The following is a 25,858-nucleotide window of genomic DNA, read 5'->3' on the forward strand; positions in this document are numbered from 1 at the left end:
TCAGTCCTCGAGCTCGACGACGGCGTCGACCTCGACCGCGACGCCGCGCGGCAATGCGGCCACCCCGACCGCGGCGCGGGCGTGCCTGCCCTTGTCACCGAACACCGCGGCGATCAGGTCCGAGGCGCCGTTGCCAACCTGCGGCTGCTGGGTGAAGCCGGGCGCCGAGGCGACGAAGACGCCGAGCCGGACGACGCGGCGGATGCGGGAGAGCTCGCCGCCGGTCGCGGCCGCGACCTGGGCCAGGATGGCAAGGGCGCAGAGCTGTGCGGCCTTCTGCCCGTCCTCCAGCGAGACGGTGTCGCCGAGATGGCCGAGATAGGCGGGGCCGTTGCGGTCCTGCGAGATCTGGCCGGAGACGAACAGCAGGTTGCCGGCCTGGACATAAGGCACGTAGTTGGCGGCCGGCGCGGGGGCCTCGGGCAGGTCATGGCCCAGGGCGGCGACGGCTTCGGCGATGGTCTTCGGCATGGTCCGGTCCTGTCGTGAGGATGGCCGGATGCTAGACGCCGCCGGGCGCCACCGACGAACGCGAAGTTTTCGTCCTATGAGTGACTTGGATTCACCTATGAGGCGGCAGCCGCCTCGCCGCGGATCCAGTCGGCGAAGGCGGCGACGGGCGGGGGCAGGGGGCCCGGCCGGGTCACCAGCCAATAGCCGAGGCCGGGCGGGGCGAAGGGCGGGCCGCCCAGCGGCTCGACCAGCGCGCCGCTGCGCAGCCTGTCGCCGATCAGCGCATGCCGGCCCATGGCCACGCCCTGGCCGGCCAGCGCCGCCTCCAGCACGATGTTGTAGTCGTGCAGCATCAGGGTGCGGGCGCGTGCCAGCTCGAAACCGTGCGCCGCCGACCAGGCCGGCCATTCGATCGGCTCGCGGGCGTAGGACAGCAGCAGGGTGTGGTGCAGAAGGTCGGCCGGGCGCGCGATCGGCGGGCCGCGCCGCAGCAGCTCCGGGCTGACCACCGGGGCGATCCGGTCGGCCAGCAGCAGCATCGCCTCGACCTCCGGCCAGCCGCCGGTGCCGTAGCGGATCGCCAGGTCGGCCTCGCCGCCCTTGACGTCCGCCAGGGCGTTGGACGGCTCCAGCCGCAGCTCGATCTCCGGATGCGCGGCGGCGAAGCGGGGCAGGCGCGGCACCAGCCAATGGGTGGCGAAGGAGGCGAGCAGGCTGACCCGCAGCAGCGCCCGCCCCGGCGTCCGGACGGCGCGCGTCTCCTCCTCCAGCAGGTCGAAGGCGCGGCGCACGCCGTCGAGATAGCGCTCGCCCGCCGGGGTCAGGACGATGGCACGGGTCTTGCGCCGGAACAGGGCGGTGCCGAGCTCGCGCTCCAGCCGCTGCACGTGGTGGCTGATCGCGCTCGGCGTCACCAGCAGCTCCTCGGCGGCGCGGCGGAAGCTCAGATGCCGGCCGGCCGCCTCGAAGGCGCGCAGGGCAGGCAGGGAGGGCAGGCGCCGCGGCATCGTCGCCTCACGGCCCGAAGACCGACCAGCCCATCACCTTGGCCAGCCGCTCCAGCGCCAGGGTGCCGAGCAGCGAGTTGCCGTGCTGGTTCAACCCGGGCGACCAGACGGCCACCGAGGCGCGGCCCGGCACGATCGCCAGGATGCCGCCGCCGACGCCGCTCTTGCCCGGCAGGCCGACGCGGAAGGCGAAGTCGCCGGAGCCGTCGTAATGGCCGCAGGTCAGCATCAGGGCGTTGATCCGCCGCGCCCGCTCCGGCGACACCACGCGATGCCCGGTCGAGGATCGGCCGCCGCCATCGGCCAGGAACAGCCCGGCGGTGGCGAGCTGGCGGCAGGTCATGGCGATGGCGCATTGATGGACATAGACGCCGAGCGTCAGCTCCACCGGATGCATCAGGTTGCCGAAGGACTTCATATAGGCGGCCAGCGCCATGTTGCGGAACGCGGTCCCGGCCTCCGACCGCGCCACCGTCTCGTCGATGGCGATGCTCTCGTCGTCGGCCAGCCCGCGGACGAAGCGCAGGATCGAGCCGATCGCCTCGCGCGGCTGGTGCCCGGCCAGGACCACATCGGTCACCACCAGCGCGCCGGCGTTGATGAAGGGATTCCGCGGCACGCCCTCCTCGTGTTCGAGCTGGACGATCGAGTTGAAGGCGTTGCCCGACGGCTCGCGCCCCACCCGCCGCCACAGCGCGTCGCCGACGGCGCCGAGCGCCAGGGTCAGGGTGAAGACCTTGGAGATGCTCTGGATCGAGAACGGCACCTCGGCGTCGCCGGCGCTGTGGAAGCCGCCGTCCAGGGTGGATACCGCGATGCCGAACTGGCCGATATCGACCTTCGCCAGCTCCGGGATGTAGCCGGCGACCTCGCCGCGCCGCTGCTCCCGCGCCATGGCGTCGGCGATCCCGCCGACGATCTCGCTCAGATCCGGCATTCCCGGCTCAGCCCGCCCGGTCGATCGTCATGTACAGGGCGGCGCCGTCGGGCGTGTCGATCGGGCCGCGGCGCCGGAACCCGGCCTTCTCATAGGCGCGGATCGCGGCGGCGTTGGCCGGGGCCGGGTCGACCTGCACCCGCGCCGTCTCCGGCAGGGCCAGCAGGCGGCGCAGCACCAGCCGGATCAGCCGGGTGCCCATGCCGCGGCCGATCACGTCGGTCTCGCCCAGGAACAGATCGATGCCGAAGGTCTCGCGCGGCAGCTCATGCGCGGCCCAGAACGGGTCGGGGTTGGCGTGGTAGACATGCATGTAGCCGATCGGCCGGCTGCCCTCCTGCGCTAAGAACGGGGCGATGTTCGGCTCGACCAGATGGGCGGCGATCTGCGCCAGCTCCTCCTCCGGGTCGCCCCACCAGCGCATGACATGCGGCAGCTCCAGCCAGCGGGCGATGATCGGCAGGTCCTCGATCCTGAGCGCGTTGAGGCCGATCGACGGGTCGACGGCATCGGCGATGCGCTGATCCGCCAGCTTCAGCGCGACGGCGGCCGGCCCGGCTGCGGGGAAGGGATGGTCGTCGCTCATGCCGCGCCGGGGGCGGCGATCCCGCCGTGTCGGGGAAGGGAAGGGGTCATGGACGGCATCGGCGCTACGAACGGGTCAAGAACCTGTACCCGATCACGGCGGACGGTCAAAGGGTCCTGTGCCGCAACTCAGAGATCGTACGGCAGCTCCTCGTCCCTCTGGTTCAGGAACAGCAGGACGAGGCCGGTGACGGTCAGGAACAGATGCGCGGCCGGCTGGCCGTTCCACTCCTTCGACTGCCACATGGCGAACCATTCGCCGCCGATGGCGACGAAGCCGAAGGCGTAGAGCAGGAAGCCCATGCCGACACCAGCCAGCGCCGGCGCCTTGGCCCGGGCGAAGACGGCGGCGGGCGCATCCCAGCGCAGCGCCATGCTGACGGCACCGACCCAGCAGACGACTGCGGTGGCCATCTGCCAGATGATGATCAGGGCGTAGACGAGATGGTGGGCCCACGGAACGTCGATCGCCCGCCACATCAGGGCGGGCGACCGGAAGGTGGTGTCCATCGCCAGCACATGCTGGACGAAGGCGAAGTTGGGCCCGTAGTCGGTCAGGTTGCCGACCGCGACCAGGGTGAAGAACAGGGCAATGCCGGCTGTCGCCAGGATCTTGAAGACCCTGGCGGTCAGCATCAATGGGCCATCGCCGGCTCGCGGCCGATATCGGCCATCGGGTGCCGCTCCGCCCGCTGCAGGGCCTGGCCCTGGGCATCGAACAGATGGCAGGTCTCGGCCGCGAAGCCGATCTTGATCTGGTCGTTGGTCTTGACCCGGCTGTCGCCGTCGGCCTGCACGGTCAGCATGCCGACCTCGGTCTTGACGTAGAGATAGGTCTCACCGCCCAGCCGCTCGACCACCAGCACCTGGCCGGGGATGGCGGCGGCGCCGGTGCCGCTCTCGTTCATGTGCTCCGGCCGGATGCCGAGCGTGACCTTGTCGCCGGCCTTGGCCCGGCCCGGCTGCACCGGCACGGTGACGGAGCCGGCGCCCGGCAGCTTGACCGTCGCATTGGCGCCGTTGGCCGCGGTGATCTCGGTCTCGATGAAGTTCATCTTCGGGCTGCCGATGAAGCCCGCGACGAACAGGTTGTCCGGGTGGTGGTACAGCTCGAGCGGCGAGCCCACCTGCTCGATCACGCCGGCGTTCAGCACCACGATCTTATCGGCCAGCGTCATCGCCTCGACCTGGTCGTGGGTGACGTAGATCATGGTCGCGTTCAGGTCGTTGTGCAGGCGGGCGATCTCGATCCGCATCTGCACACGCAGGGCAGCGTCCAGGTTCGACAGCGGCTCGTCGAACAGGAACACCTTCGGGTTGCGCACGATGGCGCGGCCGATGGCGACGCGCTGGCGCTGGCCGCCCGACAGCTCCTTCGGCTTGCGCTTCAGGAGATGCTCGAGCTGCAGGATGCGGGCGGCGTCGCCGACCTTGCGCTCGATCTCGGCCTTGCTGGTCTTGGCGAGCTTCAGGCCGAAGGCCATGTTCTCGTAGACCGTCATGTGGGGGTAGAGCGCGTAGCTCTGGAACACCATCGCGATGCCGCGTTCGGCCGGGGGCAGGTCGTTGACCCGCTGGCCCTCGATGGCGAGGTCGCCGGCGGTGATGTCCTCGAGGCCGGCGATCAGCCGCAGCAGGGTCGACTTGCCGCAGCCCGACGGACCGACGAAGACGACGAATTCGCGGTCGCGGATGTCGAGATCGACGCCCTTGATGATCTCGAGGTCGCCGAACGACTTACGAATGCCACGGAGCGTAACGCCAGCCATGTTTCCTCCACTGCGCAAACTTTGTCCGCACCATATCCAGCACGGGCGGCGGAGGCCAGCATTTTGGAACGGGCCGCGCCAAATCGTCTGATGTTTGCACGATTCTGATCCGGACGTCCGGGCCGCCAGCCTCGCAATCGATTGACACGGGCGCGGCCTGTCCCCTTAATCCGCCCGCCCGAGAGGAGCCGCCGCGGCATGCCGATCCAAGATCCTATCCCGCTCGCCAGGACCGGCGCCGCATCGTGACCCGCCGCGCCATCAAGCTCGCCACCGCCCTGGTCGGGCTCGCCGGGCTGTGCGGCGTCATCGGGCTGGTCGCCTCCCAGAACGCCGAGGCGGTGCTGCGGCTGCTGCTGGGCGCCAGCGGCGGCATCCTGCTGGTGATTGCCTTCCATTTTCTGCCCTTGGCCTGCTCGGCGCTGGGCTGGCGCGCTGCCATGCGGCCGCTGTGGTCGGCCGGGCCCGGCATCTTCGTCTGGGCGCGGCTGGTGCGGGAATCGGCCAATGCGGTGCTGCCGGTGGCCCAGGTCGGCGGCAATGTGCTCGGCGCCCGCGTGCTGGCGCTGCACGGCGCCGGTACGGTCCCGGCCGGCGCTGGGATGCTGGTCGACCTTACCTTCGAATTCCTGAGCCAGATCGTCTTCTTCGCCATCGGTCTCGTGGTGCTGCTGCTGATCGGCAGCGGCGACATGCTGCGCTGGGGCGGGCTCGGCCTGATGGTCGCGGTCCTGACCGGCGTCGCCTTCGTGCTGGTGCAGCGCTGGGGCATGTTCCGGCTGTTCGAGCAGCTGCTGGGCCGGATCGCCCGGCAGTTCGACTGGCCGGCGCTGGGGTCGCTGGCCGGGCTGCACGACACGATGATGGCGATCTACCGCGACCGCCGGGCGATGGCGCTGTCGGGGGCCTGGCATCTGGCGGCCTGGTTGTTCGGCGCCGGCGAGGTCTGGCTGGCCCTGCAGGTGCTGGGCGCCGACATCGGCTTCGCCGAGGCCCTGGTGATGGAAAGCCTGGGCCAGGCGGTACGCACCGCCGCCTTCCTGGTGCCGGGGGCGCTCGGCGTCCAGGACGGCAGCCTGCTGGCGCTGGGCGTGATGTTCGGCCTGCCGCCGGAGCTCGCCCTCTCGGTGGCGCTGGTCAAGCGCATCCGCGAGCTGCTGCTGCATGCCCCGGCCCTCCTGATCTGGTACCTCATTGAAGGCCGGCGCCTGCTGCGGACGCCGGAGGTTGCGCGCGAGCAGGCATGAAGTCGATCTACACCCAGCCCCACACCTCCTGGACCCATCGCCTGACCCGGATCATGGTGCGGCCCCTGGTCGGCACCCGGGTCACGCCGAACCATCTGACCACCGGGCGCCTCGTCACCGGCCTCGCCAGCTGCGCCGCCTTCGCCGTCGGCGACGCGCGCTGGACCCTCTGGGGCGGGGTGATCTGGCTGGTCTCCTGTCTGCTCGACCGGGCGGATGGCGAGCTGGCGCGGCTCGGCAACAGCTCCTCGCGCTTCGGCCATGTCTACGACACGCTTTGCGATCTCGCGGTCAACGCGCTGATGTTCCTGGCGATCGGCATCGGGCTGCGTACCGGCTGGCTGGGCGAGATCGGTCCGCTGCTCGGCCTCCTGGCGAGCGCCGGGGTGCTGCTGGCCTCGATCCTGTCGACGCGGCTGGAGGCGGCGGGCGCGGTCGAGACCAAGGCCTATGTCGGCATTCTCGGCTTCGACTTCGACGACGCGCTCTACCTGTTCGCGCCGGCGGCCTGGTTCGGGCTGTTCCCCTACATCCTGATCGGCGCGGCGATCGGCGGGCCGTTCTTCGCCATCCTGACCGCGGTGCGCCTTCGCGCCGCACGGGCGGAGACCGGGGCAGGATAGAGCGCCTATTGACACTCATTCGCAGTCTCATCTAAATCCGGCGGACCACACCGGAGCCGCCGACGCATGTACATCTGCATCTGCAACGCCCTGAACGACACTCAGATCCGGTGTGCCGTCGAATCAGGAGCTAAAAACGCGGGGCAGGTCTATGCCGGGCTCGGCTGCGCGCCGCGCTGCGGCAAATGCGTCACCGCCATCCGGCAGATGGTGAATGAGGCCAACCGCGAGCAGGACGACGCGCCGGTCCTCCTCGCCGCCGAGTAAGCCGCCTCTGTACCTGGCGCTGTCGCGGTGCTAGCCAGCCTCCCTAGAGTTCGAAAAGGGAGGCCAGGGTGGCTGAGACCGGGCGCATCATCATCGACACCGATCCGGGCCAGGACGACGCCATCGCCATCCTGCTGGCGATCGCCTCGCCGGAGCTGGAGATCGCCGGCATCACCACGGTGGCCGGCAATGTGCCGCTGCACCTGACCACCGCCAACGCGCTGAAGCTGTGCGAGCTGGCCGGGCGCACCGATATCCCGGTGGTCGCCGGCTCGATCCGCCCGCTGGTGCGGCCCCTGGTCACGGCCGAGGCGGTGCATGGCAAGACCGGCCTCGACGGCTCCGGCCTGCCCCATCCCGTGACCAGGCCGGTGCCGGGCCATGCGGTCGACTGGATCATCGACACGATCATGGCGGCGCCGGAGGGCACCTACACCCTGTGCCCGCTCGGGCCGCTGACCAACATCGCCTCGGCCCTGATCCGCGAGCCGAAGATCGTACCGCGCATCCGCGAGATCGTGTTCATGGGCGGCGGCTTCTTCGAGGGCGGCAACACCACCCCGGCGGCCGAGTTCAACATCTATGTCGACCCGCACGCCGCCCATGTGGTGCTGACCAGCGGCATCAAGCTGACCATGGTGCCGCTCGACGTCACCCACAAGGCGCTGATCTCCCGCGCCTGGCTCGACAAGGTGGCGGCGCTCGACACGCCGGTGGCGAAGAGCGTGGTCGGCATGCTGGATTTCTACGAGCGCTTCGACATGGACCGCTACGGCACAGCCGGAGGCCCGCTGCACGACCCCTGCGTCATCGCCTATCTGCTGCAGCCGGAGCTGTTCCGCGGCCGCGACTGCCATGTCGCGGTCGAGCTGGCGGGCGAGCACACGCTGGGCATGACCGTGGTCGACTGGTGGGGCATGGCCGAGAAATGGGGCCGCGGCGAGGACAGGCCGAAGAACTGCCGCGTGCTGCGCGACATCGACGCCGACGGCTTCTTCGAGCTGATCTACCAGGCGCTGCGGCGGCTGTGAGGCGGCCGTGACCGAGGTCCTGGAAAGCGTCTTCACCATCGAGGCGGCACCGCTGAAATTCGGCGCCGGCGCGGTCGAGGAGCTGGGCTGGGAGCTGAAGCGCCTCGGCGTCTCCCGGGTGCTGCTGGTCGCCGACCCGGCGCTGCACGAGTTCAAGCTGGTCGACCGGGTGATCGGCATCATCCAGCGCAGCGGCATCGGCGTGACCCGGTTCGAGGGCATCGCGGTCGAGCCGACGCTGGAATCGCTGGAGCTCGCCGCCGAGGTCGCGATGGCGGCGGAGGTCGACGGCTTCGTCGCCCTCGGCGGCGGGTCGACCATCGACACCGCCAAGGTGGCCAACCTGATCAAGCGCCATGGCGGCGCGATCATGGATTACGTCAACCCGCCGATCGGCGGCGGCCGCAAGCCGCCGGGACCGCTGTTCCCGCTGATCGCGGTGCCGACCACATCGGGCTCGGGGTCGGAGGCGACGACCGTCGCCATCCTCGACATCCCCGATCTGAAGGTGAAGACCGGGATCTCGCACCGCCATATCCGGCCGGCGCTGGCCCTGGTGGATCCGGAGCTGGCGCGCACCACCCCGGCCGGCGTCACCGCCTCGGCCGGGCTCGACGTGGTCTGCCACGCCGTCGAATCCTACATCTCCAAGCCCTTCGACGCCCGGCCGCGCCCGGCCACGCCGGACGAGCGGCCGCCCTATCAGGGCAGCAACCCGGTGGCCGATGTCTGGTCGCTGCAGGCGATCGAATTCGGCGGCCGGTACCTGGCCCGGGCGGTGGCGGACGGCGACGACCTGGAGGCGCGCGGCACGATGATGCTGGCCGCGACCATGGCCGGGATCGGCTTCGGCACAGCCGGCGTGCACATCCCGCACGCCTGCGCGTATCCGATCGCCGGGCTGAAGCACGTCTTCCACGCCGCCGGATACAGCCGCGACCACGCCTTCGTGCCGCATGGCTATTCCGTGATCGTCACCTCGCCGGCGTCATTCCGCTTCACCTATGACGCGGCGCCGGAGAAGCACATCCGGGCGGCGGAGCTATTGACCGGGCGACCGGTCAGCGATCCGGGGCCGGACAGCCTGCCGGATGCGCTGACCGCCCTGATGCGCCAGGTCGGCGCTCCGCGCGGCATCGCCGAGCTCGGCTATGACGAGGCCGACATCCCGGCCCTGGTCGAGGGCGCGCTGAAGCAGCAGCGGCTCCTGGTCGGCGCGCCCAAGCCGGTCGGGCCCGCCGATCTCGAGCGCATCCTGCGGGAGTCGATGGCGAACTGGTGATGCCGGCGGGCTTTAGGATCAACCCTCCAGCCTCATTCGTCATGGCGAGGCGCGGAGCGCCGTGGCCATCCAGGAGGGGCGGTGCCGCCTGGATGGCCACGCCCCTCCGGGGCTCGCCATGACGGGTTAAGTGTTGCGGCCGTTGGTATCACGCGGCGCGCAGCACCACCTCGGCCGGAACGTAGTTCAGGCCCAGGGCCTCGGCCACCGGCTTGTTGGTGACCTGGCCGGAATGGACGTTCAGCCCCTCGCGCAGATGCGGGTCGTCCAGGCAGGCGCGGCGGTAGCCCTTGTCGGCCAGCGCCAGGGCGAAGGGCAGGGTGGCGTTGTTCAGCGCCACGGTCGAGGTCCGGGCCACGCCGCCCGGCATGTTCGAGACGCAGTAATGCACCACCCCGTCGACCACATAGGTCGGGTTGTCGTGGGTGGTCGGGCGCGAGGTCTCGAAGCAGCCGCCCTGGTCGATGGCGACGTCGACCACGACCGAGCCCGGCTTCATCTTCGCCACCATGGCGCGGGTCACCAGCCGCGGCGCCGCGGCGCCCGGCACCAGCACCGCGCCGATCACGAGATCGGCGCTGGTGACATGCTCCTCGATCGCGTCGACGGTGGAGAAGACGGTGTTCAACTCGGCGCCGAACTGCAGGTCCAGCTCCTTCAGCCGCTGCAGCGACTTGTCGATCACCGTGACGCTGGCCTCCAGCCCCATCGCCATGCGCGCGGCGTTGGTGCCGACCACGCCGCCGCCCAGCACCACCACCTTGGCCGCCGGCACGCCCGGCACGCCGCCCAGCAGCATGCCCCGGCCGCCCTGGATCTTCTCCAGGCAATGGGCGCCGCACTGGATCGACATCCGGCCGGCCACCTCGCTCATCGGCGCCAGCAGCGGCAGGCCGCCGCGCGAATCGGTGACCGTCTCGTAGGCGATGGCGACCGCGGCGGACTTCATCAGGAGCTCGGTCTGGCGCGGGTCCGGCGCCAGATGCAGATAGGTGAACAGCACCTGGCCGCGGCGCAGCATGCGGCATTCGTCCGGCTGCGGCTCCTTGACCTTCACCACCATCTCGGCGCGCTCGAAGATCTCCTGGGCGGTGGACACGATCTCCGCCCCCGCGGCGCGGTAGCGGTCGTCGCCGAAATCGATCCCGGCGCCGGCATTGGTCTCGACGATGACGCTGTGACCGTGATGGACCAGCTCGCGGACGGAGCTCGGGGTCAGGCCGACACGGTACTCGTGGGTTTTGATTTCCTTCGGCACGCCGATGAGCATGTTTCCCCCGGGTTTCGTGACCGGCGGCCGCCCTGCGGGCGGCGCCTACCCGATTCCTACAGCAAGCTCGCGGGGAATGACATCACCTGTCGAGCCGAAGCCGCCTGTTGGGGGCCAACGACAAAACCGCCGCGAGGCGATGCCCCCGGCGGTCCGGCAAATCCGTTCTGTCGTCCGCGGCGAGGCCGCGGTGGGCACTCTGCCGTCCGCGGTGGCCGCGGACGGGGCGTCGTCAGAAGCCTTCGCGTTCGAGCCGCTTGCGCAGCATCTTGCGGGCGCGGCGCACGGCTTCGGCCTGCTCACGGGCGCGCTTTTCGGAGGGCTTCTCGTAGTTGCGACGAAGCTTCATCTCCCGGAAGATGCCCTCGCGCTGCATCTTCTTTTTCAGCGCGCGCAGCGCCTGATCGACGTTGTTGTCACGGACATGGACTTGCACGTTCTGCCATCGCTCCTTTCACAGCCGGGGTGATCCCGGTGCAGGTCTCAGTGGGGCGTGTCTTGTATCACGCGACTTTTTGCTTGCCAAGTCAGGGCAAATCAGGTTCGGCCGTCAGCCCGGCTAGCCAGGAGGCAGGATTTTGACGCTGTTGAAGATCGTCGGCATGGGCCATCCGGTCCTGCGCCGCATCGCCGACCCGGTGGCGGATCCGGCCGATCCGGAGATCGCGCGCCTGGCCGCCGACATGATCGAGACGATGCGCGACGCACCGGGAATCGGCCTGGCCGCGCCGCAGGTCTATCAGCCGCTGCGGCTGATCGTGTTCGAGGTGCCGCCGGGGCGGCAGGAGGAGGGGGAGCCGCCGGCGCCGGAGGAGCCGACGGTGCTGATCAATCCGGAGATCGTGCCGCTGGTCGAGGACAAGGCGCTGGGGCTCGAGGGCTGCCTGTCGATCCCCGGCTTCCGGGGCCTGGTGCCGCGCTGGCGGCGGATCGGCTACCGCGGCCTCGGCCTCGACGGCAGACTGATCGAGCGCGAGGCCGAGGGGCTGCACGCCCGCGTGGTGCAGCACGAGGTCGATCATCTCGACGGCGTGCTGTATCTCGACCGGCTGCGCGATCTCGGGGACCTCGCGGTCGACGCCGAGGCCCGCCATCTCGCCGACAGAGCTTGAGGGATGCACCCATGACAGACCTGACGCCGAAGGACCGGACGGCCGAGCGCGACGCCCTGCTGCTGGCCGTCCTGCCGCATGTCGCCTTCGACGGCTGGACCCGGCAGGCCCTGCGCCTCGGCGCCGAGGATGCGGGATTCGGCCTCGACGAGGCCGCCACCCTGTTCCCCGGCGGAATCGCCGAGCTGGCGGAACATCTGCACGACTGGGCCGACCGCGCGATGCTGGAGCGGCTGACGGAACAGGGCGAGGCCTTCGAGGGCGTGCGGGTGCGCGAGAAGATCGCCCAGGCGGTCATGGCCCGGCTCGACGTCCTGCTGCCCTATCGCGACGCAGTCCGCCGCGACCTGGCGCGGCGGGTGCTGCGCCCGCTGTCGCGCCGCGGCCTGCACCAGCTGCACCGCACCGTCGACGCGATGTGGCGGGCGGCCGGCGACCGTTCGACCGACATCAACTACTACTCCAAGCGCGGGCTCCTGGCCGGGGTCTACGCCTCGACGCTGCTGGTCTGGCTCGACGACCGTTCCGAAGGGCAGGAGACGACGCGCGCGTTCCTTGAGCGCCGGATCGGCGAGGTGCTGGCCTTCGGCCGCCAGATTTCCGGGCTGAAGCGGCTCGGCGATCTCGCCGAAGCGCCGTTCCGGCTCGCCGCCCGGCTGCGCGAGGGCCGGGGAGCGGCGGCTGGTTAGGCCAAAGACTCGTTGTCATCGCCGGGCTTGACCCGGCGATCCAGGGACCACCCAGAGCGGCATCGATATTCCTGGATGCCCGGGGGTCAAGCCCGGGCATGACAGCCTTATAGGTTGCTACGACTTACTTCTTCCGGAAGGCGTCCAGCGCCACGACCTTGGCGCCGTCGCCCGGCGCTGCCTCGGCCGGGGCCTTGGCGGCCTCGGCCGGCTCTGCCGCGGCCTCCTCGGCGGCGGCATCCTCCTCGCCGGGTTCCCGGGCGGACTGGAACTGCAGGGCGAAGTTGACCGACGGGTCGGCGAAGGTGGTGATCGCGGCCAGCGGGATCACCAGGCGCTCGGTCTTGCTGGAGAAGCTGAGCGAGACCGAGAACCGGTCCTCGCAGACCTCGAGCCCGAAGAACTGGTGCTGCAGGACGATCGTCATCTCCTGCGGGTACTTCTGCCGCAGATAGTCCGGAATCGTGACCCCGCGATGATTGGTCACGAAGGTCAGGTAGAAGTGATGGTCGCCCGGCAGGCCCTTCTCGGCCACCTGCGCCAAAGCTTCCCTGACCACGCCACGAAGGGCGGATTCGACCATGCGGTCGTATCGAAGTTCGTCGTCCATCCGATCACACTAGACCGGGGCCGGCGGGTTGAAAAGGGAGACGCGCGGCCCGGAGCCGCCCAAGTCCGACATTCCGGAAATGGAAACGGGGCGTTCTGTTGCTGGGTGCCCCTGACCCCACCTCGACGGGGCTAGCCGCCGAGGGATTTAGGTGAGGACGCTAAGCTGCTTACGCAGCCGCGCGAACCTCAGCAAAGTTGTCGTTGGCAACTATTGCTATGGCCCGATAACGGCGGAACCATGCCGGACGAAAACCTTTTCTTTACTACACGCGTCGATCCTGTTTCGCCCCCGCGCTCCGTCCAACGCCGGAGATTTGGTGGAGGCGCCGGGTACTGCCCCCGGGTCCGCTGTGCCTATTCCAAAAGGCGTTTATCGTCATAGTCGGTTGCCCGACGCCCGTAAGATAGGCATTCGCCGCCGCGGAGGGAAGGGGCTAGCCCGGTCACAGCACGAAATCGGCGGCGATCAGCCCGATCGTCCCGGTCAGGCGGATGTGGAGGTCGGAGACACCGTCGCCATTGATGTCGCCGGCGATGGTGGTGGCGCCGTCGAACTGGGCGAAGCGCAGCTCGCCCGCGTGGTGGCCGTACAAGGCCATGCCGATGAAGCTGAAGGCCTGGTCGCCGCCAATGGTGCCGACGGCGTCGATCGAGGACAGGTCGATCTTGTCGCCCTGGGACCGGCTGAAATCGGTGATCCGGTCGGAATTGGCGCCGACCACGCTGTCCCCGGGGACAGCGAACGCGAACCGGTCGGCGCCGGCGCCGCCGGTCAGCACATCTTTCCCGGCCAGGCCGTTCAGGACATTGGCGCCGCCGTTGCCGGTCAGGGTATCGGCGCCCTTCGAGCCGTTGACGTTCTCGATGCCGGAATAGGTGTCGCCCTGGGCATCGCCGCCGCTGCCCGTGCCGGTGGCCAGATTGGCCACGACGCCGACCGAGCTGGTGTAGTAGCTGACGAGATCGCTGCCGGCGCCGCCGTTCAGCATGTCGGCGCCGGCGCCGCCGCGAAGCACGTCGTCGCCCCGGCCGCCGCTCAGCTGGTTGACGCCGCCGCCGCCGTTGAGCTGGTCGTTGCCGTCGCCGGTGATCGCATTCTCGATCACCGTGCCAGCGGCGAAGGCGATGGCGCGGCCGGCGATGGTGGCGGCGCCGCTGAGGAGGTTGATCACCGCGGTGCCGGTCAGGGCGGCGCCGTTGATCGTGTCCGCCCCGCTGCCGTCGGTCAGGGTCCGGCGCGCCGCGTCGGTGCCGAGCGTGGCGAATTCGTCGGTGTAGACATAGGTGTCGTTCGCGCTGGCGGCATCGCCGTAAAGGCGCAGGCTCCAGGAATTCAGGATTCCGGTGTCGCCGCTGACCAGGTCGCGGATGGCCAGCGTCCAGGTGCCCTGGCCGCTCTCGCCCCAGTGCTGGACGGTGCCGAAGGTGAAGTTGATGTTGTCCTGGCTCGAACCGTCGGCGGCGTTCTCGCTCAGCCCAGGGCGGTTCACGAGGATGCTGTTGGTGCCGTCCGGCGAGGTCAGGACGATCACCAGGTCGCCGATCCAGGTGTGGCTGATGTTCAGCGTCACCTCGACCCGGTCGATCTCGATGCCGGTGGCGATGGTCAGGGTGGTGGTCACGCCGGTCGAGCTGCCGTCCGGAATGGCTAGGCCCGGCGAAGCCGAGGCGGAGACGCTGATCTCGTTGGCGCTGGTGTGTGCGGGGCCGCCCCAGCTCTCGGCCAGGCGCACCGCGGCGTGGGCGTCGACCAGGCCGAAGCCGATCTCGTGGCTGACCGTCAGGCCGCCGCCGTTCCAGTTGGTGGCGCCGTTGGTCTGATCGTCGGTCGCGCCAGGGGCGGCGGAACGGGCGGTGTAGGCCAGGATCTCCTGCACGTCGCGCCAGCCGAGATTCGGGTTGGCGTCGAGCATCAGGGCGACGATGCCGGACACCATCGGCGCCGCGGCCGAGGTGCCGCTGAAGTCGGTGGTGTCGTCCCCCGCGGCATAGCCGGCGGCGCCGGCCCGGTCGGTGGTGACGATGGTGCCGGCGGATGGGCTGCCCGGCGCCCCGACCAGGATCGTGGCGCCGGGCGTCGAGTAGTCGGAGATGCTGCCATCCGCATCGGTGGCGCCGACGGTGATGGTCCAGCGGTTGTTCTGGAAGCTGTGCAGGTTGGTGTCGTCGCCGCGCTCATGGGCGTTGCCGGCGGACTGGACGATGATCGTGCCCAGCCCGTCCCGCCCGTTCGCGGCCGCGTTGATGGTGGCGGTGCGGGCGGCGGCCCAGGCGGTACTGCCGAAATTATCGAGGAAGGCGGAATTCGGATCGTCGAAGAAGGCGTTGCCGAAGCCCCAGCTGTTGTTGAGCACGTCGGCCTCGGCCGCGGCATGGTTGCGCGCGTTCACCGCCGCGGTCTGCAGCGTGTTGAAGTACAGCGGGTCGTAATAGGACAGCAGCGTCGCGCCATAGGCGATGCCGACGACGCCCGTGCCGTTGCACTCGGCGGCGATGATGCCGGCGACGGCGGTGCCGTGGTTGTCGTCGGTCGTCACCGGCGCGCCGCCCGCACCACCGGTATAGGCATTGAAGCTGTGCGCGGTGTCGATGTTGCCGTTCAGGTCGGCGTGGCTGAAATCGATGCCCTGGTCGTGCACGGCGACGACCACGCCGGCGCCGGTATAGTCGTCCCAGATATTGCCGGGATGGATGCCCCAGGCGCCGGTGAGATGCCATTGCTGGGCGTAAAGCGGATCGGTCGGAGCCGGCATGAAGAAATATCCCGCTATGAAATCAGACGCCAGGAACATAGCAGGAAATACGTCCGGCTCGCGTGGCAATCGTCCTAGGCTTGCGAGATCCGGTGGCTTGGCTCCGGCTCCTGTGCCCACACCAGCCCTTGTCCCGAAATCTGGCGCGGCTACACTATCTCTAGAATCTCAGACAGAAACCTGACCCCATGACGATCACCGCCGACCAGCGTGCCGAGCTGGACCAGATTCGCGCCGCCACCTTCGCCACCCGCCGCGCCACCGTGCCGGCGTTGGAGGAGATCCTGTTCGAGCCGCTGCCCGTGCTCGACCACGGCTTCGTCCGGGTGATCGACTACATGGGCGACGATTCGGCGGTGGTGCAGGCGGCGCGCGTCTCCTATGGCCGCGGCACCAAGAAGGTGTCGGAGGATGAAGGGCTGATCCGCTATCTGATGCGGCACTGGCACACCACGCCCTTCGAGATGTGCGAGATCAAGTTCCACGTGAAGCTGCCGATCTTCGTGGCCCGGCAGTGGATCCGGCATCGCACCGCCAATGTGAACGAATATTCCGCCCGCTACTCGATCCTCGACCGGGAGTTTTACCTGCCGGCGCCGGAGCATCTGGCGGCGCAGTCGCGCAACAACCGCCAGGGCCGCGACGCGGTGCTGGAGGGGGAGGAGGCGTCGCGGGTGCTCGACATGCTGCGCGAGGATGCCGAGCGCTGCTGGCGCGACTATGCCTGGATGCTGAACGAGGAGATCGACGGGACCGAGCCGGTCGATCCGAACCGCCAGGGGCTGGCGCGCGAGCTGGCGCGGATGAACCTGACGCTCAACACCTACACCCAGTGGTACTGGAAGACGGACTTGCACAACCTCATGCATTTCCTGAGGTTGCGGGCCGATCCTCATGCACAATATGAGATCCGGGCCTATGCCGACGTGATGCTGGACGCGATGGAGCGCTGGGTCCCGCTCGCCACCCGGGCGTTCCGCGACTATCGGATGAACGCGGCGACGATCTCGGCGCCCGGACTCGCCGTGCTGCGCCGCCTGCTGGCGGGCGAGACCGTGGCGCAGCCGGACAGCAGCCTCAGCCCGCGCGAATGGCGCGAGCTGATGGCGGTGCTGGGCCGCCCGGCTTGACGCCGCAGAGCCGGGCCCGGCTCTGCGGTCCGGCTAGTTCTCCGGGATGCCCAACTCCTCACGCGCCGCGGTGACCAGCGGCCTGGTGGCCTCGTTGTTCTCCCATTCCTGCCCCGACAGCCGGTCGGCCATCTCGTTCTGGACGGTGCAGTCGGGCAGGGCCGAGAGATAATTCTTGAGGTATTGCTGCACGTTCCCGGGAACCGGGCTTTCCTCGCCCGGATTGGTCATGGCGGGCACCGGGTCGTTCACGTTCTGCACGACCACGTTGTAGAGCTCTTCCATGACCGCGCCGGAGTCGTCTCCCCAGTCGTGCCGGGCAACCGCCTGGAATTGGGCGCTGTTGTCGGCGCTGGTCACCTGCCCGACGTAGTTCCAGATCTGGGCCCTGAGCTGGGCGCGGTCGCCGCTGTCGGCGGCCGTCTGGATCGCCGTCAGCCCCGGATCGGTCTGCGTCGCACCGGGCTCCTGCGCGGCGTTGGTCTGCAGGCCGCGCTCCTGTGCGATCTGGGTGACGTCGGCCTTGATGTCCTCGCCGTTGACCGGCCATTCCTGGCCGAGCAGCTGATCCACCATCTGCTGCTGCGCACCCGTGTCGTTGCCCAGCGCGTCGAGGGCGTTGTTGATCACGAAGGTGCGCGCATGGGCGGAGCCCTCGGCGGCATAGTCGTAGCCGACCAGGTCGAAGGTGGCCTGGACGAAATCCTCCTGCGGCACCGAGTTCAGATAGGTCTGAATGTCGGCGTCGATCTGGTTCCACTGCTCGGTCGCGGTGCCGTCATCCGCGTTCGCAGCGTGGTTGGCGCGGGTCTCGATGCTCTGGGCGAAGGCGTCCCGGCCCTCGGGCCCCAGGGCCCCGGCGCCTTCAGGCGTGGGGGCGGGCACCGCCACGGCCTCGCCGATCTGGATCAGGTCGTCATCCGCGAATTCGTTGTGGGCGGTCATCTCGGTCCAGGGCGAGCCGATCTGTTCCGACATCGACCATTGCGAATCGCCCTCCTCGGCGATCAGGAACCGCATGTTCGAGGCCTCATTCGCGTCGATGCCGTTCCGTTGCATCGCCGCCTGGACCGCCGCCTGCCATTGCTGCTGCTGCCCGGTGGGCACATGGGTCGTGACGCCGTTCTCGACCCTGACCATACGCCCGTCCTTGTCGACCTCGATCGCCATTCCGGCCTCCCCCATCGCAATCGGCGGCACCATAAGCGACGAGCTGTTCCAGGAAGATGACGGTTCCGTGAAGATGCCGATGGAGGAGATGGAAATCCTATGAAGGACGAGTTGTCCTTCTTTGTCATACAAATGAAATAACGGCGTCATGCAATTTTTCTAGGATTCCCGACCGGTCAACGAAGGCGGCGGGAAGTCATGCTGAAGCCGATCGAGCGTACTCAACGTCCCGCCAACCCGGTCCGGCCCAACACCGACGCCGAGTTCCAGGCGGCGGTGCAGCGGGCCCTGGCGGCCCGCGCGGCGGCCGAGGGGCGCCCGCCCGAATCGCATGGCTACGAGACGGCGGGCCAGGTGCAGCCCGGCGACGGGCTGATACGGCTGGTGGGAACCGACGGCGTCGCCAACAACGGGCAGTTCCCGGATCCGAACAACGTCAACCCCGGTGACATCTACTTTCAGCAGGGACCGTCGCCGGTCAGCGCCCAGACGGAAGGCGTGATCGACACGGCGCTCGCCTACGACCGGGAGCACGGCGCGAACGCACCCGACAGCCAGCGCAACTGGGATGCGGTGCAGTCGGCGATCGCGGGCGAGCTGCGCCAGACCGTGCAGCTCGACGCCAACGGCCAGCTCCAGCTCACGGCCGACCAGCAGGCGAAGCTGCAGGCGCTCAACAGCTGGGCGGTCGGCACCGACCGGTTGTCGCTGGAGACGCAGCAGGCGCTGGCGCAGGTCGACGGCGAGGTCCAGCAGCAGTCGCGGGACACGGCTCTCGACCAGATGATCTCCTCCGTCGAGGCGAATCTGGAGCAGGTCAATGAGAAGCTCGACGACCAGAGCTTCGTCCGCAAGGGCTGGGGCTGGATCACGCCGGGCGAGAGCGCCGGCGAGGAGTTCAGGGGTTTCCTGGAGGACAAGCGCGACGCTTTGACGGAGCTGCAGGAGGAGAGCGACGGGCTGCCGCAGGCGCAGTACGAGCAGAGGGTCAACGCCATCCTGGGCAACTTCGAGGCGGAGTTCCAGGAGCACGCCGACGCGATGGCAGAGAGCGACGAGACCTGGAACACGATCGGCGAGGTCGGCCGGGTCGTCGCGGCGACGACCGTCGGCATCGTCACCACGGCGGCCACCGGCGGCAATGTCGTGGCCGGCTTCGCCGCAGGCTTCGGCACCTACGAGCTGATCGACGCGGCCGGCGACATCAGCGCCGTGGTCCAGGGCGAGGACATGTATGCCGACGGCCACAGCTCGCTGATCGGCTTCGGCATGGATGCGGCGAATCTCGACGGCGACAAGGGTGACGGCTGGGGCGTCAGCGGCGACCACGCCATGGCGGCGCTGAAGGACACGGCGATCGACGGGCTGTCGTCGATCACCACCGCCGGCGCCACCACGGCCGGAATGCGGGTCTCGACCGCCGTGGGCACGCGGCTCAGCGCCACCGCGCTGCCGAACCTGGCGCAGCGGTCCGTCGCCACCGCGGCGGGCGCCACGACGGGCCAGGTGGTGAACGGCGCCGGCCAGATCGCCTCCGACGCCACCCGGCTGGCCTTCGACGGCAAGCTGCTCACCGACGAGGGCGGCCAACAGCTGCTCAACTCCGCCAAGACGCAGGGCATCTATCTCGCCACCGCGCCGGTCACCGGGGCGGTGGCGGGCGCGATCCCGGTGCAGCGGTTGATCAGCCCGGCCGCCAACGCGGCCGACGATGCCGTCAACGCAACCGACGACGTCGTCAATGCCGCCGATGATGCCGTCAACGCGGCCGACGACGTCGTCAATGCCGCCGATGATGCCGTCAACGCGGCCGACGACGCCGCCAACGCCGCGGACGATGGCGTCAACGCGGCCGACGACGCTGCGAACGCTTCCGACGATGCCGCCAACGCGGCCGACGACGCGGCCAATGCATCCGATGGCGGGAGCCCGGCAGCGCAACCCACGCGCCTGTCGCGCCTTGGCCTGACCGCCCAGTTCGGCAACGATCTGGTGAGCAATTTCGGCGGCGCTGAGCTGGTGGCGCAGCTGACCGAAGGCCGCCACATGAACCGGAACGAGGCGATCTCGGCGGCGATGGGGGCAATACCGGGCACCGTCCAGAACGTCGCCATGCACCCCGACATGATGGGCCGGATCGCCGCGCGCCGCGAGATGCTGATGGAGAATGGCGGAATCCGGCAGGAGGCGGACGTTCCCAAGCTGTGGGGCTGGCAGAACAAGATCCCGGAGTTCCGCGTCGGCGCGCAGGTCCGGATCCTCGGCAACCCGGACATGGTCACGCAGGATAACCTGCCGCAGTTCGGCCGGCCGACCCTGGCCTCCGCCGGCGGCGCCATCAGCACCAAGATGAACGTCAGGGCGCTCGGGCAGTCCGTCATCGACAGCCTGGTGATGGGGTCGACCAAGCCGTTCCGGCTGACATTGGGCCGCGAGCTGACGGTGTCGCAACGGCCGCACGAATACCGCAACATCACGCTCAAGGAGGCGGGGCTGTTGCCCACCTCCAACCAGACGGTCTTCCAGATCAAGGGATCGACCGTGCTGAAGGACGGTCAGCAGGCGCTGTTCGCGACCGATCCGACCCAGGTCTCGGCGGATTTCATGCCGACGCTGCAGGGCGTGCGCGACGTCGGGGCGCCGCGCGACGCGGACGGCAACGAGCTGCCCGGCAGCGTGATGGAGCTGAGCTGGGGCGCCATGCTGCCCGACGCGCAGACGGTGGCGCTCCACCCGGGCGAGATGGATCTGCTCGGCACCGTCGCCGGGCGTGACGCCCCCGTCGACGCCTTCGTGGCCGTGCCGGAGGGCGGCATCACCTTCACCAAGCTGATGGAGGAGCAGAAGGTCGGCGTCCGGCCGCGCTTCTGGACCAACTTCATCCCCGGGCTGAAGCATGTGCCGCGCCTGGGCGCTGAGCGGCGGCCTGAGGACAACATCAAGGTCATCATCCCCGAAGGCACCGTGCTGTCGCGGCAGGCCTGGGACCAGATGCAGGCCACCTATGAGCGGCTGTCGATGCGGACCAGGATCGTGGTGGACGACGAGACCAGTCGGCTTCTCCTGGACTCGGAGCCCGATCTCGCGACCATCCGGGACCTGGTCGGCGATCAGCGCATCGATCCCAGCACTGCCGTCTCCTACGTGCCCGGCCGCGCCAGCGGCATGCGCCTGTCGGCGGTCACCGGCAAATATGCGGAGGAGTATGTCGATCTCCTGACCGGCATGGACTACCGGTGGCACCGCGATGCGGCGAATGCCGACTTCATCTTCAACGACCTCTATCCGACCGAAAGCATCCCCGGCCTGCCGGACAGCGTGCCCAACCCCGACCGGGCGATCTCCAACGACGCTTACCAGCACCGAATCGCGGCGGATGAGTTTGACCGAATCCAGGGCGAGGAGACGGGCGCCCTGCCGCGCTCGACGGAGCAGGACAGGACGCCGCTGGTGCGCGGGGTGCCCTCCGAGGTCAACATGTACCGCCGGCTGGCCGGACCGATGGCCTCCTTCGTGGCCGAGGCGACGCGCTTCACCGCATCCCTGAAGCTGCCGGCGCTCAGCCTGCCCTTCCTCCCGGTCGCCGCGTCGCTCGAGTTCCGGGGCCAGGTCAAGATCGACCCGCCGGGCAAATCGAAGGAGACACCGCGCGGGGTCTCCAGTGCGGTGCGGGAGAGCGAGACGGTCCTTCGCACCTACAGCGATGCCAACGGCACCTTCAAGCAGCTGCCGGTCCCCGGCTGGCTCGACTCCTTCCTGAGATGGTCAGAGCAGGGGCAGGGCGTGCTGTTCCCGGAGGGCGGCGCCCATGCGATGACGCAGTATCTGAACGATCTCGATGCCCAGGCGACGACGCCGCAGCAGCATCAGGAGATCGCGGACTTCCGTCGTGACGTGCTGCCGAAGCTCGGCAACGAGATCCTGACGACGCCGGCCACGGCCGAGGCGATCCGTCGGTTCCTCGAAGGCCAGGCCAAGCCGGTCGGCACCTCGACCCCGGCCGATCCGATGCCGCTGTGGAACGAGAGGCGCCGCGCCGGCGGGAATGGCTGACCGTCCGTTCAGTCAATTCCGGATCGGCTGGGTCACTCCAGGTCGATCACCGGCCGGCTGCACAGGTTGAGGCTCCAATACTCGGCCTCGGCGCCGTCGTTCTGGCGGACTTTGACGTCGAAATAGCAGCCGCCGCGCAGGTCGTCGGTCGGGATCCGGGCGGAGGCGCCGGGCGGCAGCGGTGCCGTGCGCAGCCGGTTGTAGCCCCAGGAGCTCTCGAAATCCGGCGAGACGCGCAGATCCTCGATCGTGCCGCTCCGCCGGTTCTGGATTTCGACCGAATCCGGCAGGGCCTGCGCCCGCGCCGCGGCGGCGAAGCCAGCCGCGAGCACGGCGAGGACCGCGATCCGGCAGAAGCGTCCCATCACTCTCCCACTCCGAGGGGCCGGCGTCCGGTCCTGCCCGGCGCCGCGATTTGGCTTCTTATCGGATCGATTTGTGGCGAGGAGGTGACGCTGTGGCCGCTCACTCGATCACGATCCGGGGGGCGGCCGGGCCGCTGCCGGCGCGCAGCTTCTCCCACACCCTCGCGGCGATGGCACGGTAGGCCTCGGCATGCGGGCTGTCCGGCGCCGAGACCACGATCGGGCGCCCGGAATCCGAGGTCTCGCGGATGGCGATGTCGAGAGGCACCTCACCCAGGAAGTCGCAGCCCAGCTTCGCCGCCTCCGCCCGCGCCCCGCCATGGCCGAAGATGTCGGTGCGGTGGCCGCAGTTCGGGCAGCAGAAATAGCTCATGTTCTCGATGATCCCGAGCACCGGGACATCGACTTTGCGGAACATGTTCAGGCCCTTGCGGGCGTCGAGCAGGGCGATGTCCTGCGGCGTCGACACGATCACCGCGCCGGCCAGCGGCACCTGCTGCGCCATGGTCAGCTGGGCGTCGCCGGTGCCCGGCGGCATGTCGACCACCAGCACGTCGAGCGTGCCCCAGTTGACGTCGCGCAGCATCTGCGACAGCGCCGACTGCACCATCGGGCCGCGCCAGATCATCGGCGTCTCCTCGTCGATCAGGAAGCCGATCGACATCACCTTCAGCCCGTAATTCTCCTTCGGGTCCAGGCTCTTGCCGTCGGGCGAGCTCGGCTTACCTGTGATACCGGTCATCCGCGGCATCGAGGGCCCGTAGATGTCGGCGTCGAGCAGCCCGACCTTCAGCCCGTTGGCGGCGAGGCCGAGGGCGAGGTTGACCGCAGTGGTCGACTTGCCGACGCCACCCTTGCCCGAGGCGACGGCGATGATGGCGCCGACGCCGGCGACCGGCAGCTTGCGGCTTTGTGCCCCACCCGGGGCGGTGGGGCGGGGCGGCGGGGCAGCGGTCTGGGCCGCCTGGCCGGGGCCGCGATGGGCGGTCAGCACCGCGGTGACCGACAGCACGCCCGGGATCGCCGCCACGGCCTTCTCTGCGGCCTGGCGCAGCGGCTCCAGCTGCGGACCGCGTTGCGGGTCGACCTCGATCGAGAACAGCACGTGGCCCTCGCGCAGGGTCAGGCCGGAGATCATGCCGAGGCTGACGAGGTCGCCGCCGCGCTCCTCATCCCGCACGCGGCCCAGCGCCTCGCGCACTGCGGCTTCGGTTACCGTCACGCGGCCGTTTGCCATGGTTGAACTTCCTGCCCATTGTCCAATATGACAGGCTCCGCATTTGCGACCCGCCGCGCCGAGATATAGCATCCGGCGCCCGGGATGACAGGGCGGTCGACGGGGAAGGGATTTGGATGCCGTGGAGTAATCAAGGCGGTGGTGGCGGCGGCGGCCCCTGGGGCGGCTCACCGCAGGGCGGCGGACAGAATCCCTGGGGGCGCGGCGGGCCGAGCCAGGCCGACATCGAGGAGATGATCCGCCGCGGCCAGGACCGGTTCCGCCAGGTCATGCCGAAAGGCTTCGGCGGCGGCCGCGGCATTCTGATCGCGATCGTCGTCATCATCATCGGCTGGCTCTTGACCGGCATCTACCGGGTGCAGCCGGACGAGCTGGGCGTGGTCCAGCGATTCGGCGCCTATGCCAGGACCGAGCAGCCTGGCCTGCGCTACCACCTGCCGGCGCCGATCGAGACGGTGACCAAGCCGTCGGTGACGACGCAGAACCGGATCGAGATCGGTTTCACCAGCGGCGAGGGCCGCGCGGCGGGCCGCGACGTGCCAGACGAGAGCCAGATGCTGACCGGTGACGAGAACATCGTCGACATCGACTTCGTCGTGCTGTGGCGCATCTCCGACCCGGTCGCGTTCCTATTCAATATCCGCGATGCCCGGGCCACCGTGAAGGTGGCGGCGGAAAGCGCGATGCGCGAGGTGATCGGTCACACCGAGATCCAGCCGGCGCTGAACGAGGCGCGCGGCCGGATCGAGCAGGACGCCCGGCGCCTGCTGCAGGCCACGCTCGACAGCTACGGCAGCCCCGGCCGGCCCGGCATCGGCGTGGTCATCGACCAGGTGCAGCTGCAGAAGGTGGCGCCGCCGCAGCAGGTGATCGACGCCTTCGACGACGTGCAGCGGGCGCGCCAGGACCAGGACCGCCTGCGCAACGCCGCCGAGACCTACCGCAACGACATCGTGCCCCGGGCCCGCGGCGATGCCGAGCGGATCAGCCAGGAGGCCGAGGCCTATCGCGAGCAGGTGGTGGCGCGGGCCCGCGGTGACGCGGCGCGCTTCACCTCGGTGCTTCAATCCTACCGCGCGGCGCCGGCGATCACGGCCGAGCGCTTCTATCTGGAGACGCTGGAGAGCGTGCTGAAGGGTGCGAACAAGATCATGATCGACGACGCCGTCGGCGGCCAGGGCGTGCTACCGTATCTGCCGCTGAACGAGCTGATCAACCGCCCGGCTCCGGCCCCGGCGCAGCGGGGAGGGCAGTGAGATGAATGCCAAGCTTGCCGCTCTCGGCGCCGCCATCGTCGTCGCCGGCCTGGTCCTGGCCGATTCCCTCTACACCGTCGATCAGAACGAGCAGGCCCTGGTGCTGCAGTTCGGCGAGGTGGTGAAGGTCGAGGACGAGCCCGGGCTGAAGCTGAAGCTGCCGATCATCCAGAACGTGCAGTTCTACGAGAAGCGCGTGCTGGACGTGGATCCGCCGGTCGAGCAGGTGATCCTGTCCGACCAGCGCCGGCTCGACGTCGACAGCTATGCCCGCTACCGGATCGTCGACCCGCTGCTGTTCTTCCAGTCGGTGCGGAACGAGCAGATCGCCAGCACCCGGATCAGCAGCTTCGTCAACAACGCCCTGCGCAACGTGCTCGGCAACTACACCCAGCTCGACGTGCTGTCGGAGCAGCGGGGGCCGATCATGCGGTCGATCCGGGATCAGGTCGAATCCAACGCCAAGCCGCTGGGCATCGAGATCGTCGACGTCCGCATCGTCCGCGCCGACGTGCCGGAGGGCACGGTGCAGTCGGTCTATGACCGCATGCGCTCGGAGCGCGAGCGCGAGGCGGCGCAGTACCGCGCCCAGGGCGAGGAATATTCGCTGCAGATCCGGTCGCGCGCCGACCGCGACGTAACCGTCCTGAAGGCCGAGGCGGAGCGTAAGGCGCAGGAGCTGCGCGGCCAGGGCGACGCCGAGGCGATCCGGGTCCAGGCCGAGGCCTACGGCGCCGATCCGCAGTTCTTCTCCTTCTACCGCAGCCTGCAGGCCTACCAGAACACGCTGGGGACGACCGGCACCACGCTGGTGCTGTCGCCGAAGGGCGATTTCTTCAAGTACTTCAACGACGTCACCGGCCGCGGCCTGGTGCCGGCGGTGACCCAGGAGACCCCGCCCGGCACCAATTCGGCGCCGCCGGCCCCGGCGCCGGCGGCTCCTGCGCCGGCTCCGGCCCAGCCCGAGCCGGCCCCTGCGGCACCGGGTAGCCCCGGCTGATGGAAGCCCG

Annotated in this window: 24 protein-coding genes and 1 other RNA gene; 11 read left to right on the top strand and 14 right to left on the bottom strand. The window is 69.4% G+C overall.

Annotated features, from left to right (window positions below):
- The 6 genes from KXR53_RS31030 to KXR53_RS31055 form a co-directional block, all read right to left on the bottom strand.
- Nucleotides 1–471 (bottom strand): RidA family protein, encoded by a 471-nt coding sequence (locus KXR53_RS31030; RefSeq protein WP_437379483.1) that lies wholly within the window; start codon nt 469–471, stop codon nt 1–3.
- Nucleotides 472–566: 95 nt separating this feature from the next.
- Nucleotides 567–1,460 (bottom strand): transcriptional regulator GcvA, encoded by an 894-nt coding sequence (gene gcvA / locus KXR53_RS31035; RefSeq protein ID WP_437379484.1) that lies wholly within the window; start codon nt 1,458–1,460, stop codon nt 567–569.
- 7 nt (nt 1,461–1,467) lie between these two features.
- Nucleotides 1,468–2,397: a glutaminase gene (locus KXR53_RS31040; RefSeq protein ID WP_437379485.1), complete on the bottom strand. Its 930-nt coding sequence runs from the start codon at nt 2,395–2,397 to the stop codon at nt 1,468–1,470.
- Nucleotides 2,398–2,404: 7 nt separating this feature from the next.
- Complete coding sequence (locus KXR53_RS31045; RefSeq protein WP_437379486.1) at nt 2,405–2,983, bottom strand: GNAT family N-acetyltransferase; 579 nt, start codon at nt 2,981–2,983, stop codon at nt 2,405–2,407.
- Nucleotides 2,984–3,111: 128 nt separating this feature from the next.
- Entirely contained in the window at nt 3,112–3,618 is a 507-nt protein-coding gene (locus KXR53_RS31050; RefSeq protein ID WP_437379487.1) for a DUF2165 family protein, read from the bottom strand.
- Nucleotides 3,618–4,751, bottom strand: coding sequence for an ABC transporter ATP-binding protein (locus KXR53_RS31055; protein ID WP_437379488.1), 1,134 nt, complete (start codon nt 4,749–4,751; stop codon nt 3,618–3,620). Before KXR53_RS31055 ends, KXR53_RS31050 begins: the two co-directional genes overlap by 1 nt.
- 245 nt (nt 4,752–4,996) lie before the next feature.
- Between KXR53_RS31055 and KXR53_RS31060 the strand changes: the two genes are divergently transcribed.
- From KXR53_RS31060 to KXR53_RS31080, 5 genes are all read left to right on the top strand, one after another.
- A complete protein-coding gene (locus KXR53_RS31060) occupies nt 4,997–5,998 on the top strand; it encodes a lysylphosphatidylglycerol synthase domain-containing protein (protein ID WP_437379489.1) in 1,002 nt (333 codons plus the stop codon).
- Nucleotides 5,995–6,621, top strand: coding sequence for a CDP-alcohol phosphatidyltransferase family protein (locus tag KXR53_RS31065; RefSeq protein ID WP_437379490.1), 627 nt, complete (start codon nt 5,995–5,997; stop codon nt 6,619–6,621). Before KXR53_RS31060 ends, KXR53_RS31065 begins: the two co-directional genes overlap by 4 nt.
- Before the next feature lie 66 nt (nt 6,622–6,687).
- Nucleotides 6,688–6,888 carry a (2Fe-2S)-binding protein gene (locus tag KXR53_RS31070; protein WP_437379491.1) on the top strand — a complete coding sequence of 67 codons (201 nt, stop codon included), beginning with the start codon at nt 6,688–6,690 and terminating at the stop codon, nt 6,886–6,888.
- A gap of 68 nt (nt 6,889–6,956) precedes the next feature.
- Nucleotides 6,957–7,919, top strand: coding sequence for a nucleoside hydrolase (locus tag KXR53_RS31075; protein ID WP_437379492.1), 963 nt, complete (start codon nt 6,957–6,959; stop codon nt 7,917–7,919).
- Between the two features lie 7 nt (nt 7,920–7,926).
- Nucleotides 7,927–9,201, top strand: a complete 1,275-nt coding sequence (locus KXR53_RS31080; protein ID WP_437379493.1) for a hydroxyacid-oxoacid transhydrogenase — start codon at nt 7,927–7,929, stop codon at nt 9,199–9,201.
- A 148-nt stretch (nt 9,202–9,349) separates the two neighbouring features.
- On the opposite strand, the gene ald is transcribed toward KXR53_RS31080, so the two are convergent.
- Nucleotides 9,350–10,471, bottom strand: a complete 1,122-nt coding sequence (gene ald, locus KXR53_RS31085; protein ID WP_437379494.1) for an alanine dehydrogenase — start codon at nt 10,469–10,471, stop codon at nt 9,350–9,352.
- 232 nt (nt 10,472–10,703) lie between these two features.
- On the bottom strand, nt 10,704–10,907 hold the full coding sequence (gene rpsU, locus KXR53_RS31090; RefSeq protein WP_026873525.1) for a 30S ribosomal protein S21: 204 nt from the start codon (nt 10,905–10,907) through the stop codon (nt 10,704–10,706).
- 142 nt (nt 10,908–11,049) lie between these two features.
- Here rpsU and def point away from each other — a divergent pair, with 142 nt between their 5' ends.
- Complete coding sequence (gene def / locus KXR53_RS31095; RefSeq protein WP_437379495.1) at nt 11,050–11,583, top strand: peptide deformylase; 534 nt, start codon at nt 11,050–11,052, stop codon at nt 11,581–11,583.
- A gap of 11 nt (nt 11,584–11,594) precedes the next feature.
- Nucleotides 11,595–12,272: a COQ9 family protein gene (locus KXR53_RS31100; RefSeq protein WP_437379496.1), complete on the top strand. Its 678-nt coding sequence runs from the start codon at nt 11,595–11,597 to the stop codon at nt 12,270–12,272.
- A 124-nt stretch (nt 12,273–12,396) separates the two neighbouring features.
- Here the strand turns inward: KXR53_RS31100 and KXR53_RS31105 are convergent, their stop codons facing one another.
- The 3 genes from KXR53_RS31105 to KXR53_RS31115 all read right to left on the bottom strand — a co-directional run bounded on the left by KXR53_RS31105 (nt 12,397) and on the right by KXR53_RS31115 (nt 15,637).
- On the bottom strand, nt 12,397–12,882 hold the full coding sequence (locus tag KXR53_RS31105) for an SspB family protein (RefSeq protein WP_437379497.1): 486 nt from the start codon (nt 12,880–12,882) through the stop codon (nt 12,397–12,399).
- A gap of 84 nt (nt 12,883–12,966) precedes the next feature.
- Nucleotides 12,967–13,318: a transfer-messenger RNA gene (gene ssrA, locus KXR53_RS31110) on the bottom strand.
- Between the two features lie 9 nt (nt 13,319–13,327).
- Nucleotides 13,328–15,637, bottom strand: a complete 2,310-nt coding sequence (locus KXR53_RS31115) for a S8 family serine peptidase (RefSeq protein ID WP_437379498.1) — start codon at nt 15,635–15,637, stop codon at nt 13,328–13,330.
- Between the two features lie 188 nt (nt 15,638–15,825).
- Here KXR53_RS31115 and thyX point away from each other — a divergent pair, with 188 nt between their 5' ends.
- Entirely contained in the window at nt 15,826–16,767 is a 942-nt protein-coding gene (thyX, locus tag KXR53_RS31120; RefSeq protein ID WP_437379499.1) for an FAD-dependent thymidylate synthase, read from the top strand.
- 33 nt (nt 16,768–16,800) lie between these two features.
- Here the strand turns inward: thyX and KXR53_RS31125 are convergent, their stop codons facing one another.
- Nucleotides 16,801–17,937: a hypothetical protein gene (locus KXR53_RS31125; protein ID WP_437379500.1), complete on the bottom strand. Its 1,137-nt coding sequence runs from the start codon at nt 17,935–17,937 to the stop codon at nt 16,801–16,803.
- A gap of 198 nt (nt 17,938–18,135) precedes the next feature.
- On the opposite strand from KXR53_RS31125, the gene KXR53_RS31130 reads away from it, so the two are divergent.
- Nucleotides 18,136–21,990, top strand: a complete 3,855-nt coding sequence (locus KXR53_RS31130; protein WP_437379501.1) for a hypothetical protein — start codon at nt 18,136–18,138, stop codon at nt 21,988–21,990.
- Nucleotides 21,991–22,022: 32 nt separating this feature from the next.
- On the opposite strand, the gene KXR53_RS31135 is transcribed toward KXR53_RS31130, so the two are convergent.
- Both KXR53_RS31135 and apbC read right to left on the bottom strand, forming a co-directional pair.
- Entirely contained in the window at nt 22,023–22,355 is a 333-nt protein-coding gene (locus tag KXR53_RS31135) for a hypothetical protein (protein WP_437379502.1), read from the bottom strand.
- A gap of 100 nt (nt 22,356–22,455) precedes the next feature.
- Nucleotides 22,456–23,592, bottom strand: coding sequence for an iron-sulfur cluster carrier protein ApbC (apbC, locus tag KXR53_RS31140; RefSeq protein WP_437379503.1), 1,137 nt, complete (start codon nt 23,590–23,592; stop codon nt 22,456–22,458).
- Between the two features lie 116 nt (nt 23,593–23,708).
- Between apbC and hflK the strand changes: the two genes are divergently transcribed.
- Nucleotides 23,709–24,848, top strand: a complete 1,140-nt coding sequence (gene hflK / locus KXR53_RS31145; RefSeq protein WP_437379504.1) for an FtsH protease activity modulator HflK — start codon at nt 23,709–23,711, stop codon at nt 24,846–24,848.
- Nucleotide 24,849: 1 nt separating this feature from the next.
- A complete protein-coding gene (gene hflC, locus KXR53_RS31150) occupies nt 24,850–25,848 on the top strand; it encodes a protease modulator HflC (protein ID WP_437379505.1) in 999 nt (332 codons plus the stop codon).
- Nucleotides 25,849–25,858: the final 10 nt, after the last annotated feature.

Source organism: Inquilinus limosus (genome assembly GCF_051487185.1).
In the GTDB taxonomy this organism is placed as follows: Bacteria; Pseudomonadota; Alphaproteobacteria; order DSM-16000; family Inquilinaceae; genus Inquilinus; species Inquilinus limosus_F.